Source organism: Veillonella rodentium (genome assembly GCF_900187285.1).
Taxonomy (GTDB): Bacteria; Bacillota; Negativicutes; order Veillonellales; family Veillonellaceae; genus Veillonella; species Veillonella rodentium.
The window spans coordinates 250,097-268,544 of the sequence record NZ_LT906470.1 but is presented as its reverse complement, the minus strand read 5'-3'; the positions used below and the strand labels follow the sequence as shown (position 1 = coordinate 268,544).

Annotated in this window: 14 protein-coding genes; 5 read left to right on the top strand and 9 right to left on the bottom strand. The window is 42.4% G+C overall.

Annotation, left to right across the window (positions count from 1 at the left end; translation table 11 throughout):
- Positions 1–206 precede the first annotated feature (206 nt).
- The 5 genes from guaA to CKV62_RS00995 all read right to left on the bottom strand — a co-directional run bounded on the left by guaA (position 207) and on the right by CKV62_RS00995 (position 5,508).
- Positions 207–1,742 (bottom strand): glutamine-hydrolyzing GMP synthase, encoded by a 1,536-nt coding sequence (gene guaA / locus CKV62_RS01015; RefSeq protein WP_095064964.1) that lies wholly within the window; start codon positions 1,740–1,742, stop codon positions 207–209.
- Positions 1,743–1,829: 87 nt separating this feature from the next.
- On the bottom strand, positions 1,830–2,696 hold the full coding sequence (locus tag CKV62_RS01010; protein WP_095064962.1) for an aldo/keto reductase: 867 nt from the start codon (positions 2,694–2,696) through the stop codon (positions 1,830–1,832).
- A gap of 197 nt (positions 2,697–2,893) precedes the next feature.
- Positions 2,894–3,106, bottom strand: coding sequence for a 4Fe-4S binding protein (locus CKV62_RS01005; protein ID WP_095064960.1), 213 nt, complete (start codon positions 3,104–3,106; stop codon positions 2,894–2,896).
- Positions 3,107–3,238: 132 nt separating this feature from the next.
- Complete coding sequence (locus tag CKV62_RS01000) at positions 3,239–4,330, bottom strand: Cof-type HAD-IIB family hydrolase (protein WP_095064958.1); 1,092 nt, start codon at positions 4,328–4,330, stop codon at positions 3,239–3,241.
- Complete coding sequence (locus CKV62_RS00995; protein ID WP_095064956.1) at positions 4,327–5,508, bottom strand: amidohydrolase; 1,182 nt, start codon at positions 5,506–5,508, stop codon at positions 4,327–4,329. The genes CKV62_RS01000 and CKV62_RS00995 overlap by 4 nt, the downstream gene beginning before the upstream one ends.
- Positions 5,509–5,638: 130 nt before the next feature.
- On the opposite strand from CKV62_RS00995, the gene CKV62_RS00990 reads away from it, so the two are divergent.
- Positions 5,639–6,421 carry a basic amino acid ABC transporter substrate-binding protein gene (locus CKV62_RS00990; RefSeq protein WP_095064954.1) on the top strand — a complete coding sequence of 261 codons (783 nt, stop codon included), beginning with the start codon at positions 5,639–5,641 and terminating at the stop codon, positions 6,419–6,421.
- Positions 6,422–7,084: 663 nt separating this feature from the next.
- Positions 7,085–9,454 carry an SEL1-like repeat protein gene (locus CKV62_RS00985; protein WP_095064952.1) on the top strand — a complete coding sequence of 790 codons (2,370 nt, stop codon included), beginning with the start codon at positions 7,085–7,087 and terminating at the stop codon, positions 9,452–9,454.
- 253 nt (positions 9,455–9,707) lie between these two features.
- On the opposite strand, the gene ileS is transcribed toward CKV62_RS00985, so the two are convergent.
- A complete protein-coding gene (gene ileS / locus CKV62_RS00980) occupies positions 9,708–12,542 on the bottom strand; it encodes an isoleucine--tRNA ligase (RefSeq protein ID WP_095064950.1) in 2,835 nt (944 codons plus the stop codon).
- Between the two features lie 570 nt (positions 12,543–13,112).
- Here ileS and CKV62_RS00975 point away from each other — a divergent pair.
- The 3 genes from CKV62_RS00975 to CKV62_RS00965 are packed head-to-tail and all read left to right on the top strand — an operon-like array spanning position 13,113 to position 14,977.
- Positions 13,113–13,751 carry a hypothetical protein gene (locus CKV62_RS00975; protein WP_095064948.1) on the top strand — a complete coding sequence of 213 codons (639 nt, stop codon included), beginning with the start codon at positions 13,113–13,115 and terminating at the stop codon, positions 13,749–13,751.
- Between the two features lie 10 nt (positions 13,752–13,761).
- Positions 13,762–14,361 carry a hypothetical protein gene (locus tag CKV62_RS00970; protein ID WP_095064946.1) on the top strand — a complete coding sequence of 200 codons (600 nt, stop codon included), beginning with the start codon at positions 13,762–13,764 and terminating at the stop codon, positions 14,359–14,361.
- A 43-nt stretch (positions 14,362–14,404) separates the two neighbouring features.
- Positions 14,405–14,977, top strand: coding sequence for a hypothetical protein (locus CKV62_RS00965; RefSeq protein WP_157728908.1), 573 nt, complete (start codon positions 14,405–14,407; stop codon positions 14,975–14,977).
- A gap of 116 nt (positions 14,978–15,093) precedes the next feature.
- Here CKV62_RS00965 and CKV62_RS00960 read toward each other — a convergent pair whose 3' ends face one another.
- From CKV62_RS00960 to CKV62_RS00950, 3 genes are read right to left on the bottom strand one after another with little or no spacing between them, the layout of a single operon-like run.
- Positions 15,094–16,329, bottom strand: coding sequence for a radical SAM/SPASM domain-containing protein (locus CKV62_RS00960; protein ID WP_095064942.1), 1,236 nt, complete (start codon positions 16,327–16,329; stop codon positions 15,094–15,096).
- A complete protein-coding gene (locus CKV62_RS00955) occupies positions 16,310–18,043 on the bottom strand; it encodes an ABC transporter ATP-binding protein (RefSeq protein WP_095064940.1) in 1,734 nt (577 codons plus the stop codon). The genes CKV62_RS00960 and CKV62_RS00955 overlap by 20 nt, the downstream gene beginning before the upstream one ends.
- Positions 18,030–18,446 (bottom strand): hypothetical protein, encoded by a 417-nt coding sequence (locus tag CKV62_RS00950; protein ID WP_095064938.1) that lies wholly within the window; start codon positions 18,444–18,446, stop codon positions 18,030–18,032. Before CKV62_RS00950 ends, CKV62_RS00955 begins: the two co-directional genes overlap by 14 nt.
- Between the last annotated feature and the right edge of the window lie 2 nt (positions 18,447–18,448).

Below are 18,448 nucleotides of genomic sequence, written 5' to 3'. Positions count from 1 at the left end.
TTAAATTGTCTTACTTCAAAGTTATAGAATTAACTTGTACTATACGCCTTTACACTATAAATAAAAGCCTCCCATCAAAATGATAGGAGGCTTTTATGCGCTCTTTAAATTCAAAACTCTCCCTTTCACCCCTATTCTTTTACCTTTCAGTTAAAGTTAGTAATACTCAAAAGTTTAGTTAATGAATTTAAAATTAATATTTCTTTTTATTCCCACTCAATCGTAGCAGGTGGTTTAGATGTAATATCGTACACGATACGGTTGATGTGTTGTACTTCGTTTACGATACGACGGGAGATTGTGTCCAATACGTCGTAAGGGATGCGCGCCCAGTCAGCAGTCATGAAGTCTGTTGTTGTTACGCCGCGCAATGCTAATGTGTAATCGTATGTACGGAAGTCACCCATAACGCCTACGGTACGTGTAGATGTTAATACTGCAAAGTATTGGTTGATACTGCGATCAAGGCCAGCTTTTGCAATTTCGTCACGGAAGATGTAGTCCGCATCACGCAAGATGTCGAGTTTATCTTTCGTAATTTCGCCCATTACACGGATAGCAAGGCCAGGACCTGGGAATGGTTGGCGCCATACGAGGTAATCAGCCAAACCTAATTCAGAACCAAGTTCACGCACTTCGTCTTTGAAGAGATTACGCAATGGTTCGATAAGACCTTTAAAGTCTACCACTGCAGGCAAGCCACCTACGTTGTGGTGAGATTTGATAACTTCAGCTTCGCCAGTACCGGACTCAATAACGTCAGGGTAGATTGTACCTTGCGCTAAGAAGTCAACGGAACCGATTTTGCGGCCTTCGTCTTCAAATACGCGGATGAATTCTTCGCCGATAGCTTTACGCTTAGCTTCTGGATTTTCAAGACCAGCCAATTTATCTAAGAAACGTTTTTCTGCATCGACGCGAATGAAATGCATGCCGGAATCTTTGAAAGCTGCTTCTACTTCGTCGCCTTCGTTTTTACGCATTAAACCGTGGTCAACGAAGATACAAGTCAATTGGTCACCTACAGCTTTAGAAATAAGAGCTGCTGCAACGGAGCTATCTACACCACCGGACAATGCCAATAATACTTTGCCATCGCCTACAGTGTTGCGGATGTCTTCAATAGCAGTTTTTGCATAGTTTGCCATTGTCCATGTGCCTGTGAAGCCGCACACTTCGTACAAGAAGTTGTGAAGCATTTCTTTGCCATGTTCAGTGTGTAACACTTCTGCATGGTATTGCATAGCATATAGTTTACGTTCTTTATTTTGCATGGATGCAACAGGGCAATCCTTAGTATGTGCTACGATTTCAAAGCCTTCAGGAACCTTTTCTACATAGTCAACATGAGACATCCACACAACTTGGTCTTCTTCCAAGCCTTTGAACAATGGAGATGTAGTGTCCACCTTAGTCGGAGTTTTACCGAACTCGCGGTTTTCCGCAGATTTAACTTCGCCGCCCAATGTATACGCCATAAATTGCATACCGTAGCACATGCCGAGGACAGGAATACCAAGTTCAAAAATCTCCTTGTCGATTTTCGGGGAATTTTCTTCGTACACGCTGTTAGGACCGCCCGTAAAGATAATCCCTTGCGGTTTCAGTTCCTTAATTTTTTCCAATGCTTTGTTGTATGGATATACTTCGCAGTATACGTGATTTTCACGAACGCGGCGAGCGATCAGCTGATTGTACTGACCTCCGAAGTCAACAACAATAACAAATTCCCTGTTTCCCATAATTCCTCCATTAAGCAAGAAGTTGTATTTTACAATACTTTCACATATATATTTACAAATTAACTTTATTTACGTTATCTGCCAAAATTAGCCATGAATTTCTACACCTAATACCGATCGTACAAATTCCGGATCAAAATGTTTTGTTCTAGATTCACCATATCCCAAATCAAGTGTTGAAATAGATTCCATCTCATCTTGTGAAAGTTCAAAATCCCATACATTTATATTTTCAATCATTCGTTCTTTATGAGTCGTTTTAGGTATGACAACAACACCACGTTGAATATTCCACCGTAACACCACTTGCCCAACCGTTTTGTCATGAGTCTCTGCAATATCTTGTAAGAGTTTCTCCTCAAATGGACTATATCGCCCGCCGCCTAATGGTGCCCATGCCTCAGGCACAACATCATAATACTTCATCGTATCTAACGCATCCGGTTGTTGAAAGTAAGGATGTAGCTCGATTTGGTTTACTGCTGGCTTTATATCTACGCTTTCACAAAAATTCGTCAAAATATTAGGATAGAAATTACTTACACCAATATTCATTAAGCGACCATCACGATAAGCTTGTTCTAATCCACGCCAAGCACTAAAATAGTCTCCCATGGCTTGATGCAATAAATATAAATCAATATACTCGATCCCTAAATTCCTTAGCGATTGATCAATCCCCTCATCCACATCATAGGCATTCATATCTTGCACCCACAACTTGGATGTGATAAATAAATCTTCACGTTTTACTTTGCCCATAGCAATTGCTTCCGCAATAGCTTCACCTACGGCCGCTTCGTTTCCATATACAGCTGCTGTATCAAACAAACGATAGCCTACATCAATTGCATCAAGTACAATCTGTTTACATTGCATTAAATCAGTAACTTGAAAAACGCCAAATCCCAACATTGGCATCCGAGCACCGGTATTGAGGGTTGCATATTCCATTATTATCACCTCATTTGAAACGTTTTACGTTTATATTTCATTATAGCATAGGAACTTATACGCCTCTATATATTCCGAATAAAAGTTTCACAAAGCTTTTAAACATTCAGATTTGTCTTAATACGTTTATGTAGTGTAACAATTAATTTTTACTTCTAATTACTAATATATAAGCTCTAACATCTAATAGTCAGCATCTAATTTTCACTGTCTTTTTTCTTATCATTATTATGTTTTACCATTTTAACGGCCCCTACGGGACAGATGGAATAACAGTCCCCGCAGGAGATACAACCCTTGCCAATGATAAACTTAACAGCACCTTCCGTTATGCACTGAACGGGGCAGTCTACAGCACAGGCGCCACATTTGACACAGGTATCATCAATATGGAATTTTATTTCTTCCATGCGCTGCCTCCTTTCAGTCAACTTCTACCTTCCGTTCCTATAACGCTTACTCAAAACAATTAATTCCGATGAGCAGACACCAATTATTTAGTGGAAATCAATTTATCCGTGACGATTGCGAATCATCACATTTCATCGCGTTTTATGAAGTGCCTCATTATATGCAATCGCTGAATAGATGGCTCTTTCCACTCCATGATGGTTATTATCCGTCGTTTCATAGCGGGCCGCTTCTTTTATATTAGCATTTGCATTGCCCATGGCCACACCGGCACCGGCAAAGCGCAACATGGACAGATCATTTTCGCTGTCGCCGATTGTCATCACTTCGTCAGGGCTGAAGTTCCAGTGCTTTGTCAACGCCTCCACAGCCGTACCTTTTGTCGTATGAGGCAACACGAATTCTAAATTTCCCTCACTGGATAACAGCACATCGTAAAAGCGCTCCCGCCCCGCTCCGTCATGAGCCAATCCCTGATAGTCGTCACGCAGGTCCTGTAAAATGCGCTGACGCATCGGTTCATCGCCATAAAAAATCTGTATTTTCTCAGGGCCTTCATCAAGGGATTCCATATGGACCGGTAAATCACAGACCATGGTGCGCGTCGCCAGAATAAAAGGCCGGATATTCGGTCGGAAAAAGAACGTGGACTGCTCCGTTTCGCATTCCGACAATCCTCCATTCACCGGATTGCAATTATCTCCGACGGATATGGATTGATTCTCGTCTATCGATGTGCCGGATACTGTGTCAGCCGATTCATCACCACGATCACAAATGCACGAGGTTAACCGTTCAGGCGTGATACAACGCGACGGAGGATACATGCCGAAGATTTGGTCCTTCACATAAGCCTCCACGTACACGCCGTACGCAAGGAGTTTGCGCAACAAATATAGCGTCTGCTCTTTATCGAAGGCGATATGAAACAAATTTTTATTTTCATCCTTATCAATGACGTACGCCCCGTTGGTACACATAAAGTACCGCAGGCAGGGCAATGCGTCGATAACATTATGCATTTCATTCCACGCGCGGCCGCTGGCGATGGCAACACGAATACCGCTTTCACGGGCGGCACGAACAGCGTCCACCACCTCCGGGGCAATCGCCTTCGCATCATTGACCAAGGTACCGTCCACATCGGAAACGATGAATCGGATCGGCTTGTCACCGGTGAGGCCAATATAGTTTTGAACCGTTAAATTGTTTGAGTGAATCATATGACCTCCCTAAACTCCGCTACAATATCCGCCAGTATCTGCGGATCATCCATCATATGCAGCAATGTTCCACCGATAATGCCAGCGCCATCGAGGATTGTTTTTTCAATGGTCGAATCCAGCATGGCCGCTGCAAATTCTTTCGAGTGGCACACCTTCTCCTCACCGGCCAGGCGAAGTTTAGGATGAAAGGCCGCACATTGAAAGCTCACATTACCGATATCCGAACTGCCCCCGATATCGGCCGGTCCCGGCTTGAAATCAATGCCGAGCTCCTCCATCACCTCTTCGATGAGATGCGTACCCCGCGCATTCTGATTCATGCTGTCATAGGAATTGCCGTAAAATGCATAATCCACGGTCGTTCCCGTACAGAGCGCCGCCCCTTCAAAGATCTGTTGAATCTGCCGGGATACGCCGTTCAGGTAATCCCGCTCCGTATGACGTACCGTTACCTCCAGCTCACCGAACGGAGGAATCACGTTAGATGCGGTACCGCCGGAAATAATCCATGTACCGATACGCGTTTCCGGCCGCACCTGTTGACGCAGCATATCCATCGCATGAATCGCCAGCTGCACACCGTTCACCGCATTAACGCCGTTCCAAGGCTCCTCTGCCGCATGAGCCGGCTTACCGTGGAACTGAGCACGGAAACAGTCAAGGGCGAGAAACTGCGAGTTCGGCCGCGTTTCCATTCCATCAAGATGCACCATAATCGCCAAATCATATTCCTTGAACACGCCAGCATTGCACATATCGACCTTGCACCCCTTCGCCTCCTCGTCAGGGGTCCCGATAATATCGATATCCATGGTGAAAGCCGCGCCGTCCTCGTGCATTTTATGTAACGCTAGCGCCGCCAATATGCTCATGGACCCGCTGGCGCAATGGCCGCACGCATGACCCACCTCGGGCAGCGCATCATATTCACAGAGAATCGCCAGACGTCCCTGAGGGTTCTCCACTTTCACAGCGGACGCCTTAAACGCGGTCGGTAAATTACAGAATTCATAGGTAACAGGAATACCGTGTTTCTCCAGAGCAGCGCCAATGGTTTTAACGGACTCAAACTCGCGGCCGGAAATCTCCGGATTCTTCGCCAATGTATAGTTGATCGTGAAAGCATCCTGCGCAAAGCTTTCACAAGCGGAACGGAACGTATCGATACGGGACATATGAACCTCCTGAAAAATCGTGATTTAATACCTTTAATTATACAATGTTATTGCCTATTGTTACAAAATTCCGTACAATATAATCAGATTTGTAAAAACCGACGTTTATGACATGGTTTAGGAGGATATTATGTTCAAGTTCAAAAAATTGACTGCCCTCGCCCTCGTAGCTGTAGCGGCAATGGGAATTCTGGCCGGTTGCGGCAACGAAAAAGGTAAAATGACCCAACAGGAAGGTGTGTTACGTGTAGGTTCCGAAACAACGTTCCCGCCGTTTGAATTTACGGAAGGCGATAAATATGTGGGCTTTGACGTTGACCTATCCGAAGCAATCGCTAAAAAACTGGGCATGAAAATGGAATTCAAGTCCATGGGCTTCGACGCTTTGATTCCGGCTGTTCAATCCGGCGATATCGACATGATTGCGGCAGGTATCAACGCTACTCCTGAACGCGAAAAAGCATTGGAATTCTCCGATGTTTACTTTGATCAGGGCGGCTTTATCACGGTCGTACGCAAAGACAACGACACAATTCACAACATGGATGAATTGGCGAATAAAACCGTAGGTGTTCAGATCGGTACCATTCCTGTAGAAATGGCACATAAAATTCCGGGAACGACGGTAAAAGAAATCGATTCCAATGCGAATATCTTCATGGAATTAAAAGCCGGCACCATTGACGGCGCTATCATCGACAACGCGGTTGCCATGTACTACCTGAAACAAGGCGCCGACAAAGACCTTAAACTCGTAGGTCAACCTACACAATCCCCGGGCATCGTACTGGGCGTGAAAAAAGGCAACACCGAACTGCAGCAAGCTGTTAACAAAGCCCTCAAAGAACTTAAAGAAGACGGCACATACCAAAAAATCTACGACAAATGGTTCGGAGATTATACAAAAAAATAACCCTTTAACGTGCGCTTAGTACGCTATCAATAAAGACACCTCTTGAAAAGCCTCCGAGGCCACCCCTTCGGCGCCAAGTCATTTTTCAAGAGGTGTCTTTATTTTTTCTATCTACCTATGACCACCGCTAAAGGTTTATTTTGTTTGTATCGCTAACGCGTTTTTAGGAGCCGCCAAGTCGTTTTCCTCGAGGATTTATTTTTTTTACAAACTACAGCAAATAGGGTTATTGTTTTGTATAGGAGGAAAAACGGTATGCCAAGTCATTTTTCAAAAGGTGTCTTTATTTTTCTATCTACCTACGGCCACCGCTAAAGGTTTATTTTGTTTGTATCGCTAATACGCTTCTCCCGACGGTCTTTAGAAATTTTATATTTATTATTTACTGCAACTCCAACCGTAGTTTGCAGTGATGGGGTTCTCTCTAAAAACGACTTGGCGTTTCTCCCCGACGGTCGGGCATGGCACCGATTTTTAGATAAATTATTTATTATATACCGTCAGATTGCGTACCAAGAGAGAGGAACCAACCTGTTCAAAAAACGACTTGGCGGCGTAGCGTTGGCCTCGGAGGCTTTTTGAACAGGTTGGTTTCTTCTACTTCTACGTTTTTCTATGACGGTATATAATAAATATGAAATGATAAAAACGAAAGGAGTCCTTATGGGGCAATATTTCACAGACCGCCTGCAAGAGGTCTTCCACATGATTTTTACGTCTTACGATCAAAAGGCCGCTCAAGAGGGGTTGCGCCGGTTGGAGTTAATTGTAAATAATCAAAATACAGACAGTTATACAACGCATCACAGTTTACGAAGTGACGGGCCGACACCTGCGGAGTCAACCGAGTTAACCGATCAGGAATTATATACCATACTGAAAAATCCGGAGACGCGCGAACTCGGTGATGCTTATGCGTTACTGGCCAGAGTCTATGCAGGTCCTCACTTTACATGGGAGGAATCCGGATTTCCCGAGGACAATATGCGTACATACCAATGCCTTCATGACAGCATTCGCCGACATAGTCCTATCGGTACCCTACAGACATTGCGCATTGCCGGCTCTATCACGCCTACGGTAAAAAAGGATATGGAGCTGTCTTTTGATGATGCTTTCAACATCGTATACGAGTACGCCCAGCAAGGCGATGCGTACTGCCAGTACGTCATAGGCAACGTATTTTTCTGGCGCGATGACAGGCGTATCGATGCGGCCAGAACATTACTGGAGCCCACAGATTCAAAGTGGTCTAATCGATTACAGCGGGTCTTTCAGAGTCGCAATATTCAGGACGGTATCGCGGCGCTGCAAGGAATCATGACGGACAAAGCATTACATGCAAAAGCCCTGAATGCGGCGAAGTTCTGGTTCAACAAGGCCTTAGATAATAAACTGGCCATGTTTCAGGGCAATCTAAGGAATATTTACATCGACGAAGGTGACCATGACAATGCACGGCGTGTTGCGCGAACCGCTTCGGAGCTGGGAAACCCGACAATGATGCTCTATACGGGTCTCGACTGTCACGAAAACGGCCGCTACGAAGATGCTTTCACATGGTTTACGAAGGGTGCCGCCTTGGGACAACCGGAGTGCATCGCCGAATTGGCGGACTATTATTACCATTTCTACGATGCGAAAGATCTCCGAGCCACGATTCCCTACGACCCGATTAAAGCCATCGGCCTCTATCGAAAGGCGGCCGCCAAAAACTTCAACGATGCCGGCTATGCGGCGCTGCAGGCGGCCTTCGGATATATCTTTCACATAGGACATCTGCCGTTGGACTGGGGGCTCATTGCGGATTTAACCCATACGGCGGCCACGAAGGAACGGTTCGTCTTCGCCCTGCCCTACATAACCTATATACGGCTGCATGGATTGGGCGTTTCGCAAAATACCCGATTCGCCGTCCAGTCATTGCTGCGCGTCTTGGAGGAGGAAACCCGCGCCCTTGAAAAAGAGGATCGCGTTCTCTTTTACGACATTACCCGCGCCTTGACGCGTGTCGCCCTCGGCTACGCTTATGAAAAAGGATATGTTACGGGCACCCCTGATCTTGATATGGCCGTTCACTATTATGAAAGCTCCCATCAGTACATCCTGTCCCACAAGGCCAATTGCGATGAAGAAATGCGGAGTTTTCCCGTCGATGATGAAGCGGCGGATCGCCTGCAGGCCTTTGAAGAAATTGACGGGTATCGGCTCTACAGGGAAGGTTACACGGAATCCGCGTCGCCCGCACGTCCGGCCCCTGCAGCATGGCCGCAGTTCGGAGCACGCCTTGCCATCGATACGGACGATTATCCTTGGGAGACCACATTATACGATTGGAATACGATTGAGACAGCATTACAGAAACATCAACGCATGATGCTCAGCTTTTACAATCATTTCCTATCCATTCCGAATATGCTCCGCAACCTTAATAAACTGGAGGCACAGCCTCTCCCGAATAACAAGTATCAGGTGCGATTACACGGTTATACAGAAACGGAAGGTCAGGAAATCACCTATAAGGCCGTGCTGGATATCGAATCGGTGCGGACACTTCTACACACGATCTATGAAGATCGCACCATAGCCGCATTATCCGACGAGTGGGCCCTTGAAAGCGAAAAATCGCAACCGACTTGGCATTATGTGCTTGATGTGGATCAGGAACCGTTTCTGCTCGAAGAATACGACGACGCCGGCGCCATGATTCAAACGGCACTGCAAGGTCTCAACGATAAACAGTATAAGCAAATCAACATCCGCACGCATGACTTCATCGGACCGTCGTACTTCATCTTTCGCGGCAATTCCGCTCATCCGTTCAGGGTGCAGCTGTATCTGAAAGAATCCGTACGCCATCACATCGACGAAAACGGTGAACAACAGAATACTCCGGGAAACGCATATCTATTTGAGCACTACTTCGATAACGAAATATCGTTAAACTATTGGATTCAAAAAACCATTAATACGCTGGAAATACCTGACCTTGATCAGTGGAAACAACTGAGAGTTCCTAAAGATTTACAGTAACAAAAAGGCTAGCCTATAGACTACAAGTCTGTAAGCTAGCCTTTTTCTATATACATCAGAATAAGAGTAACTGATATTAATCTATTCTCTAAAATTTTTTATAACGATTAATCTGCATCATGCAATCATGCAATCATGCAATCATGCAATCATGCAATCATGCAATCATGCAATCATGCAATCATGCAATCATGCAATCATGCAATCATGCAATCATGCAATCATGCAATCATGCAATCATGCAATCAACCGATTATAAATTTTTCACGACACCTGCGCAACGATGGCATAGTGTAGGATGTTCGCTGTCCTGACCTACCGTATCGCGGTGAATCCAGCAGCGTTCGCATTTTTCAAGACCCGATGCGACAACAACGGTAGCAACGCCGGTTTCATCGTCCTTAACAGCCTCAGCCGGAGCAGCGCCGTTTACGATGTACGCTTCGGATACGATAACAAGTTTAGCCAAACCTTCTTCGCCAAGCGCATGCAATGCATCGAAAGCGGCACCTTCAGCGTATACTGTGATGGCTGCATCCAACGGATGACCGATTGTTTTGTCTTGACGCGCGGTTTCCAATGCTTTTTGTACGGATGTACGCAAGTCTAATAATTGACTCCATTTATCCGCCAATGCCTGATCGAAATGATCCGCATGACCTTCCGGCCAATCGATGAGCATAACGGATTCAGGCATACCGTCTTCCTTCGGCATGTATTTCCATACTTCTTCCGCTGTGAAAGAAAGCACCGGTGCCACCATCGCCACGAGAGTTTTCAGGATTTCATACATAGCCGTTTGAGCGGAACGACGAGCCGCGTCATTCTTGCTTTCAGCATACATCGTATCTTTCATCACGTCCAGATAGATGGAGCTCAAGTCTACTGTACAGAAGTTATGGATTGCATGGTACAACATGTGGAATTCATAGTTTTCATATGCATCAGTAACCTTTTGACGCACTTCTTCCAAGCGCAATAAAGCCCATTTATCGAATTCGGACATATCCTTATACGCCACTTTATCGGTATTCGGATTGAAGTCATCCAAGTTACCAAGCAAGAATCGGAAGGTATTACGAATTTTACGGTATACTTCAGACAGTTGTTTTACGATGTCTTTGGACAGACGCACGTCCGCCTGGTAATCCGCGGAGGATACCCACAAGCGCATAACATCAGCGCCGTATACGTCGATGATATCGCTTGGAGCCACCGTATTACCTACGGATTTAGACATCTTTCGGCCTTCTCCGTCCACAACGAAGCCGTGAGTCAATACGGAATTATATGGCGCCTTACCCGTTGTCGCCACAGCCGTCAACAGGGAAGAGTTGAACCAACCGCGATGTTGGTCGGAGCCTTCAAGGTACATAGCGCATGGTACGTCAAGATCGTTTACTTCGAGTACGCCCGCCCAAGAAGAACCGGAGTCGAACCATACATCCATGATGTCCGTTTCTTTTTTGAACTCATCATGACCGCAATGAGGACATTTGAAACCTTCCGGCAACAATTCCTTAGCGCTGTGAGCCCACCATGCATCGGAGCCTTCAACAGCGACCTTTTCCTGTAAAGCCTTGATCGTATCATCGTTGATGATATGTTCACCGCAACTTTCACAATAATAAATAGGAATCGGCACGCCCCAGATACGTTGACGGGAAATTACCCAGTCACCGCGGTCGCGAACCATGTTGAAAATGCGGTCGTGACCCCATTTAGGGATCCATTGCACCTGATTATCGATAGCATCGAGCGCCTGTTGACGGTAACCGTCAACGGAGGAGAACCACTGTTCCGTCGCACGATAGATAACAGGATTTTTACAGCGCCAGCAGTGAGCGTATTGGTGACGCAAGCTGGATTTATGAAGCAATGCATTATTATGCGCCAAGATTTTAATAACAGGCACCTCTGCATCGTGAATTTCCACGCCCGCCAACGGGAATTCGGTATCGCCATAACGGTTGTCGTCCACTTGTTTCGTGTAATTACCGGTTTCATTGACAAGGGATACGATAGGAAGTTCAGTTTTGCCTTCCTTGTTATAACGCATAACGATGTTAAAGTCGTCTTCGCCGTGTGCAGGCGCCGTATGAACGCAACCGGTACCGGCTTCAAGCGTTACATGGTCACCGCATAATACAGTGGATTTACGTTCTACGAATGGATGTTTGAACTCAGCCAATTCCAAATCGGCACCGGAGAAGCGGTTCACGATTTCGTAATCTTCAATACCGATATCCTTCATAGCCGAATCAACGAGATCAGTCGCCATCAAATAGTATTCGTCGCCGGCTTTTACCCAGCCGTATTCAAGTTCAGGATTAACGGAGATAGCTACGTTTGCAGGCATTGTCCAAGGTGTCGTCGTCCAGATAACAGCATATGCCTGTTTTGGATCTACACCTGCCGGCAATGTCACCTTTTTCTCGGATACGTAAGGGAATTTTACGTAGATGGAGAAAGATTTTTTCTCAGCGTATTCGATTTCCGCCTCCGCTAATGCGGTTTCACAGTGTGTACACCAGTATACAGTTTTAAGCCCTTTGTAAATGTGTCCGCGTTTCGCCATTTCGCCGAAGATTCCGAGCTGCTTCACTTCGAACTCAGGGCGCAATGTCAAATACGGGCGATTCCACTCACCTAATACACCAAAGCGAATAAAATCCTGTTTTTGTGTTTCTACGCATTCTAATGCATATTCCTTACATTTGTTACGCAAATCTAATGGTGCCATTTCATGACGGTTAAGACCAGTGTTCTTAATAACCGCATGCTCGATAGGCAATCCGTGCGTATCCCACCCCGGAATATAGCGTGTATAATGACCGGTCATCGTTTTGTATTTCATAACGATATCCTTCAAAGTTTTGTTGAGGGCATGACCGATGTGCAATTTACCGTTTGCATATGGAGGGCCGTCATGCAAAATGAATGGCTTTGCGTCTTTACGCAACTCCAAACGTTTTTGATAAATCTTGTTATCTTCCCAGAACTTTAAAATTTCCGGTTCCCGTTTCGGCAAATTGCCGCGCATCGGGAATTCTGTTTCAGGCAAATGTAACGTCTTACCGTAATCCATGATGTGCTCCTTTTACATAAAAAAATCGCCCGTCCCCGAAGGGACGGACGTCATATCCGTGGTACCACCCTACTGACTCTCGTTACTTGTGAAAGCCGGCGCCACCGCATATTCCGCGGTTGTCACACCATGCGAGCGCATGATTGTAACACATGAGACGCAACTTATCTCTCATATTGTGAAAGTCTCTTAAACATATAACGGTGTTCACCGGCGGCGTTGCCGCTTGCTCCAAAGTGATCCGCATACATCCGGATTTCCAAACCTTTCAGCCCATGAGTTCGGTCTCTACTAAACCCTTCCGATGTGTGCCGTCTTTTTCAACGCAATATTCTTATATACTAGATAATTATAGGGCGGAAATATAATGATTGTCAAATCAGTTTTGATAAAATTTATATATCAATAATATTCCGATTATGAAAAATCTTGATTAAGCAAAACTTCATTAACATTTCATAAACCCTTTTGAAGCAATATATTGATTAATTTTACTTAATTAATGTACAATATATCATAATTAACACTTTATAAATAGTTTAAATTTGTAGTTTGAAAGTGAGGAGTATTATGAGACGATTATGCCTTATGATTCTAAGTGTGTGTATGTTAGTGTTGTCCGGATGTGCCACTATCGATTCGGATGTACACATCAACCGTGACGGCAGCGGTACCTGGGATGCAACAGTAAGCTCCCAATCAGGTCCATTAGAAAAGAAAATGATCACTGATACGTTAGCAAACAATAATGTGCAAAACTATACATTAAAAGCACCTAATGCAGAAGGCAAAATGACTACCGTAGAGGATTCTGACACTACAGCTCGTAAAGTATGGAAAGTTGAAACTAAATTTGCAAATGGCACAGAATTAGAGCAAATACGTAATGCCATTACAGCACGATTCTCAGGAACCTCTAAAGAACCTGCATTGCAAAAGACTGCCGATGATGCATTTATCATTGATTTAGGTAAAGCTGCGGGACAAACTAAAATTACTGTAGACGGCGATATCATTAAAGAAAGTGTTCAAGATGGAGCGCTCAACGGAAACACAGTTACATTCCCTCCAAATAGTAAAATCCACTTCACCTTCAAGCCAAGCCATAGCTGGTTGCTTTATGTTGGTATCATTTTAGGTATTATCATTATAGGTGGAATTGGCTATAATTTTTATCTACGTCGTAAATATTATGGCGATGCTGCATAAGGAGATTACTATGAAAAGGAATATATTGATTGGCTTATTATTAACTTTCACCATAATGCTCATTACAGCCTGTGGTAATAGTAATAATGATAATAACAAATTCAACGGTACTTGGATTGCATATGAAAAAAATGACCAGGTTGCAGAGCTGACCATTGAAAATTTAGGCAAAGAAAGTATTGTTTCGTTATCTACCTATGAATACAAAGCGTTAATGGACTCTACTACCAGCGGACTATCACATGCCCAGATTTCTAAACGGACCGGTGAAACAGGAATTGTGCATGCAGATTATCTATTGCAGAAAAAAAAGACTCCTATTTATAACGCAATTGGAGTTGTAACCGGCAATCGACTGAACGTCAATACAGACAACGCTAATATGTCTATTTTATACAACGAAAAAGATGATACTTTAATCATAGAAAATATTGTATTTCACAAACAATCAGACGATAATTCTATAAAATCATATTTGCCCAAAATACAAGCGGTTATAAAAAATAGTAATATCGAGAAAAACGACGACTATATGAAAGGCCGAATTGAAAAGCCAACAGTCCAATTCGACTTTTCTTTTGATGATTCCATCTTAGACAATGCACAATAAGGAGATTCTTACAATGAAATACATAATCAAAATTAACCTATTTATGATTATAATAGCATCTCTATTCATCATTACAGGTTGCGGAAAAAGTAACTTTGACGGAACTTGGGTCGGCTACGATGATAATAAAACAATGTATCACTTATCTATTCAGGAAAATGGCGATGCTTACCTCATTACAGAGGATGCATATACCTATAAACCTGCAAAAGACTATCCTAGACCTAATTCGTATTTTCCATCTTTTACTAATGAAGACCGTTCTAAAAATGTTACTTTTGACATTAATTTTATCCTTACTAAACAAAAGTCAGACTTATCAAGTACGACAGCTCAGCTTAACAAAGATAAGGATCAACTTATCGTAGGTAAAGGATTTGGTAATATATACTTTAATGAAAAAGATGAAACTTTACTTTTTAACGGCATTCGCTTCAAAAAAGCAACAGACAAAAATGTTACAGATACTGTCCTCAAAAAATTACAATTTGCAATGAACCAAGAATTGAAAGTAAAATACCATCAGTACGGTGAACGGGGACTAAGCAAATTAACTGATCATGTAACTCTTGGAAACATCACATTTGATGACTCGGTTCTAACACAGTCAGAATAAAATTTTTCTCCAGGTACTGAATCCACGTCCCAAACCAGTATAAATTAGTAGGATTCTTCTTTACAAACAAACATAGCGGATAGTCGATTACATATAATCAACTATCCGCTATATTTTTATGCTTGCTGAGCAATCTGTTCAAAAATCTTTGTGCGTTTATTCAAGTATAGTTTTGTCAATGTACAGAACGGATCTTTATGCTCTAAAGCTTTGTGATATAAATAGGATCTGCCGCGACAGCCGCCGCCACACATATATTTATATTCACAGTCACTGCAGTCTGAAATATCATCTACCGTTATTCCGGACCACTTTGCTTCTTTATTCTTAAGAATGTTCTTCAAAGAATCAGTCTTAAGACTGCCCATTTTCATCTCCTCTTTATGTAGCATATGACAAGGAAAAACATCTCCGTTAGCGGCAACACTGACTATACCGCACCCTAGACCACAACCGACTTTGCATCCTAATCCGTCAAGGCCGTCACTCTGTCCGTTAATAACACTATCTTCAATGTAAACACCCTCTACGTCATTAACGAACTTTGAAATCTTACCAAGATCACTTTCATCTAAAACGAAACCGGAAAACGTTTCATCGTGCGGGTCTACTGAGAATATACTAAAATTAGAAGATACATTTAATTCGTTTGCAAGTTGAATATATTCTTTCATATATTCAACATTTTTCTTGTGCAAAGTAAACACTAGATTGACAGGGATAAAATCTTTGAAATGTTCAACGAAATCCAATACCTTATCCATTATACCGTCATTTCTGATAAACCGTGTTTCCCTATTATATCCGTCCACCGACACATTCAAAACATCAAGGTACGGAAGGGCTTCTTTAACCCGATCCCAGTCCATTGTACCGTTTGTAATCGCTGCAGCATACATATTATGCTTCTTAATGCGTTCGAGTATTTGTGGCATATCGGTTCTCAAAAAAGGTTCCCCACCGGATATGGTTATTCCTTTGACACCACATTCCGCCAGTTGATCGACAATATTTAATAATTCTTCAGTAGATAAATCCTTTTGTGAGTTACGATTTTCTATGAAAGAATAACACCCAACACAGCTTAAATTACATCGATCTGTCACGTGGAGATAGGCAGTATTCAAGTTGCCGGCAGATCTCGTAAAATAACCGAGCTCATTCAAAGCCGTCATAATCTGTTTCTCTTTATCACTTAGACTACATTCACCGAGCTTGCCCTGTTTAATTTTATCAATAAAATTTAATCCCTCGTCATCCAGACCGATTATTGCACCATTATCACCATTGCCGATGATGTTTACACCTTTGACATTAAATAAATAAGTCCTATCATGAAGCATGTTGCTCATTCACTTCTCCTCCTTTTTCTATTAGTCGGTAGAATAAAGACCCATTATCGTACAATTCATCAAAACATCCGACTTCTCGAATGCTGCCGTCCTCTAATACAATAATTTCATCATATAATCTCAAGATATCTTCATCCAAGAAGTGCGTAACATTGATAACCGTTGCATCAAGTCCCACCAGCTCGCGTTCCAATATTTTAGCAGTAAGATTATCGAGTCCGAACGAGAACTCATCAACTATAACAATATCCGATTTCTTTAAAAGCGCTCTGCATATTTCAATACGCTTTTTCTCTCCACCGGAGAAATTTATTCCGTTCTCCTGAACAATCGTTTTAAGTCCTTTAGCTAATTTATCAACTGTCTTTCTCAGATTTGCTTTATCAATAGCCTGATCCAATAAGTTATCGGAAACCGTGTTACCCAACGTTAAATTGTATTCCAACGTATCATTGAACATCACACTATGCTGCTGCATATATGTGATATTATCATACACGGATTCATCATCAATCTTACTGTATTCGTATCCATCAATAGATATAGAGCCTGAATAGTTATCAAAATAACGCAAAATCATCTTTAATAAAGTCGTTTTCCCGCTTCCGGACATGCCTACGATTGCGTACTTTTTACCTTTCTCGAATGCTATGTTGATATCCTGAAGTGTATTCTGCTCTTTTCCCGGATAAGCAAAACTGACATCTTTAAATTCTATACTTTTACTGAATTGAATCCGATCAGTATCATGTAGTTTATCGATATCAATATCATGAACACCAGATTTTCGCAACTTGATCTCATCGATATTATTCCATACTTTTTTTGCCGAAATGACACGCCCCAATGACAACAATATCATCATAATAGGGCTCATAATACTGTTGGAAAGTTGCACAACGGCAACCATATCGCCCACACGTATTTCATTTATACTCACGTAATAGGCACATATGAGAAACATTGCCAAGCTCAACATAAATGCGGCAAAATTAGAAACAACCAAAACAATATCTTCGAACAACTTACTTTTCAGTCTTTTACTTTCAAGTGCATTATTATATCGGCCAAACGAATTTATAACATTTACCAATACACGATAAGCCTTGATGACTTCAAAAGCATTAAAATAATCCTTTATAACACCATTAAACTGTCCAAAACTGACGAGATATTCGTTCTTATACTTCCCCATCTTAGTGCCTAATAAGTTAGGGATGATCAAGCCTGCTATAACTAACCCTAGCATAATAAAGATAATTTTATAGTATATAAACCACATAATAACAAATGCAGCAATAACTGTAGCTATGCCACCGACAATACTATACAGGGTCTCAAAATAATCATCTTCAATAATATAAATATCTTGATTGAGAACAGATGTATAAACGGATGTATTATTCTTACGGAAATCACTTATATTCTTACTAAATACTTCTGTAAAAATACGGTTCTTTTCCATTCGTATTATAGAATTTATCAATCGATCCTTTACATATACATATAAAGCCGATATGCCAAGAACAGCCACTGCAAATCCTAAAGATATCATTACCTGAGCGGAACTGATTTCCTGTTTTTCAACCAAAGTATTAGTAATCCATTGTATTAACAGCGCTAATGCCGGCAACGCAATTGCATAAAGGATGGCTAGCGTTAATGAACTTATCGCCATTAACGGTTTTTGAAAGAGTAAGCTAAACCGTTTCATCTTTCTTTGCTCTACTTAATCGATAGGTAACAAACCAATGTAAAATCACGAAAATAACGATGCCGGTAATAGTATCTTCTATTGGATTGTTAGCTTGTACGGTCACATTATTACTATTTATAAAATTACTATTTGCCAGAATAGTTTCAAGTCTGCTGCCTGTTAAGATAAAGAAATTCTGTAAAATGCTATATACTGCAAAAAAAGCAACATTTAATCCAGCCAATGTCCTCAAATGTTGTTTTGCTTGATTTCTGAAAAGAAACAAAAGAATAATCGATATAAAAATTTGAGCTACAAGAATACCCAAAACAGACAACCCATTGAATTGATCAGTATATACCGTAAGGGCCAATATACTGAGAAGATATACAAGAGACAATATAAAAACATATTTTTTCATAA

What these genes read in the sequence shown, in the direction of transcription:
- CKV62_RS00975 (WP_095064948.1), top strand. Translation starts at nt 13,113, where the DNA reads ATGAGACGATTATGCCTTATGATTCTAAGTGTGTGTATGTTAGTGTTG.
- CKV62_RS00995 (WP_095064956.1), bottom strand. Translation starts at nt 5,508, where the DNA reads ATGTCCCGTATCGATACGTTCCGTTCCGCTTGTGAAAGCTTTGCGCAG.
- CKV62_RS00955 (WP_095064940.1), bottom strand. Translation starts at nt 18,043, where the DNA reads ATGAAACGGTTTAGCTTACTCTTTCAAAAACCGTTAATGGCGATAAGT.
- CKV62_RS00950 (WP_095064938.1), bottom strand. Translation starts at nt 18,446, where the DNA reads ATGAAAAAATATGTTTTTATATTGTCTCTTGTATATCTTCTCAGTATA.
- CKV62_RS00985 (WP_095064952.1), top strand. Translation starts at nt 7,085, where the DNA reads ATGGGGCAATATTTCACAGACCGCCTGCAAGAGGTCTTCCACATGATT.
- ileS (WP_095064950.1), bottom strand. Translation starts at nt 12,542, where the DNA reads ATGGATTACGGTAAGACGTTACATTTGCCTGAAACAGAATTCCCGATG.
- CKV62_RS00990 (WP_095064954.1), top strand. Translation starts at nt 5,639, where the DNA reads ATGTTCAAGTTCAAAAAATTGACTGCCCTCGCCCTCGTAGCTGTAGCG.
- guaA (WP_095064964.1), bottom strand. Translation starts at nt 1,742, where the DNA reads ATGGGAAACAGGGAATTTGTTATTGTTGTTGACTTCGGAGGTCAGTAC.
- CKV62_RS01000 (WP_095064958.1), bottom strand. Translation starts at nt 4,330, where the DNA reads ATGATTCACTCAAACAATTTAACGGTTCAAAACTATATTGGCCTCACC.
- CKV62_RS00970 (WP_095064946.1), top strand. Translation starts at nt 13,762, where the DNA reads ATGAAAAGGAATATATTGATTGGCTTATTATTAACTTTCACCATAATG.
- CKV62_RS00960 (WP_095064942.1), bottom strand. Translation starts at nt 16,329, where the DNA reads ATGAGCAACATGCTTCATGATAGGACTTATTTATTTAATGTCAAAGGT.
- CKV62_RS01005 (WP_095064960.1), bottom strand. Translation starts at nt 3,106, where the DNA reads ATGGAAGAAATAAAATTCCATATTGATGATACCTGTGTCAAATGTGGC.
- CKV62_RS01010 (WP_095064962.1), bottom strand. Translation starts at nt 2,696, where the DNA reads ATGGAATATGCAACCCTCAATACCGGTGCTCGGATGCCAATGTTGGGA.
- CKV62_RS00965 (WP_157728908.1), top strand. Translation starts at nt 14,405, where the DNA reads ATGATTATAATAGCATCTCTATTCATCATTACAGGTTGCGGAAAAAGT.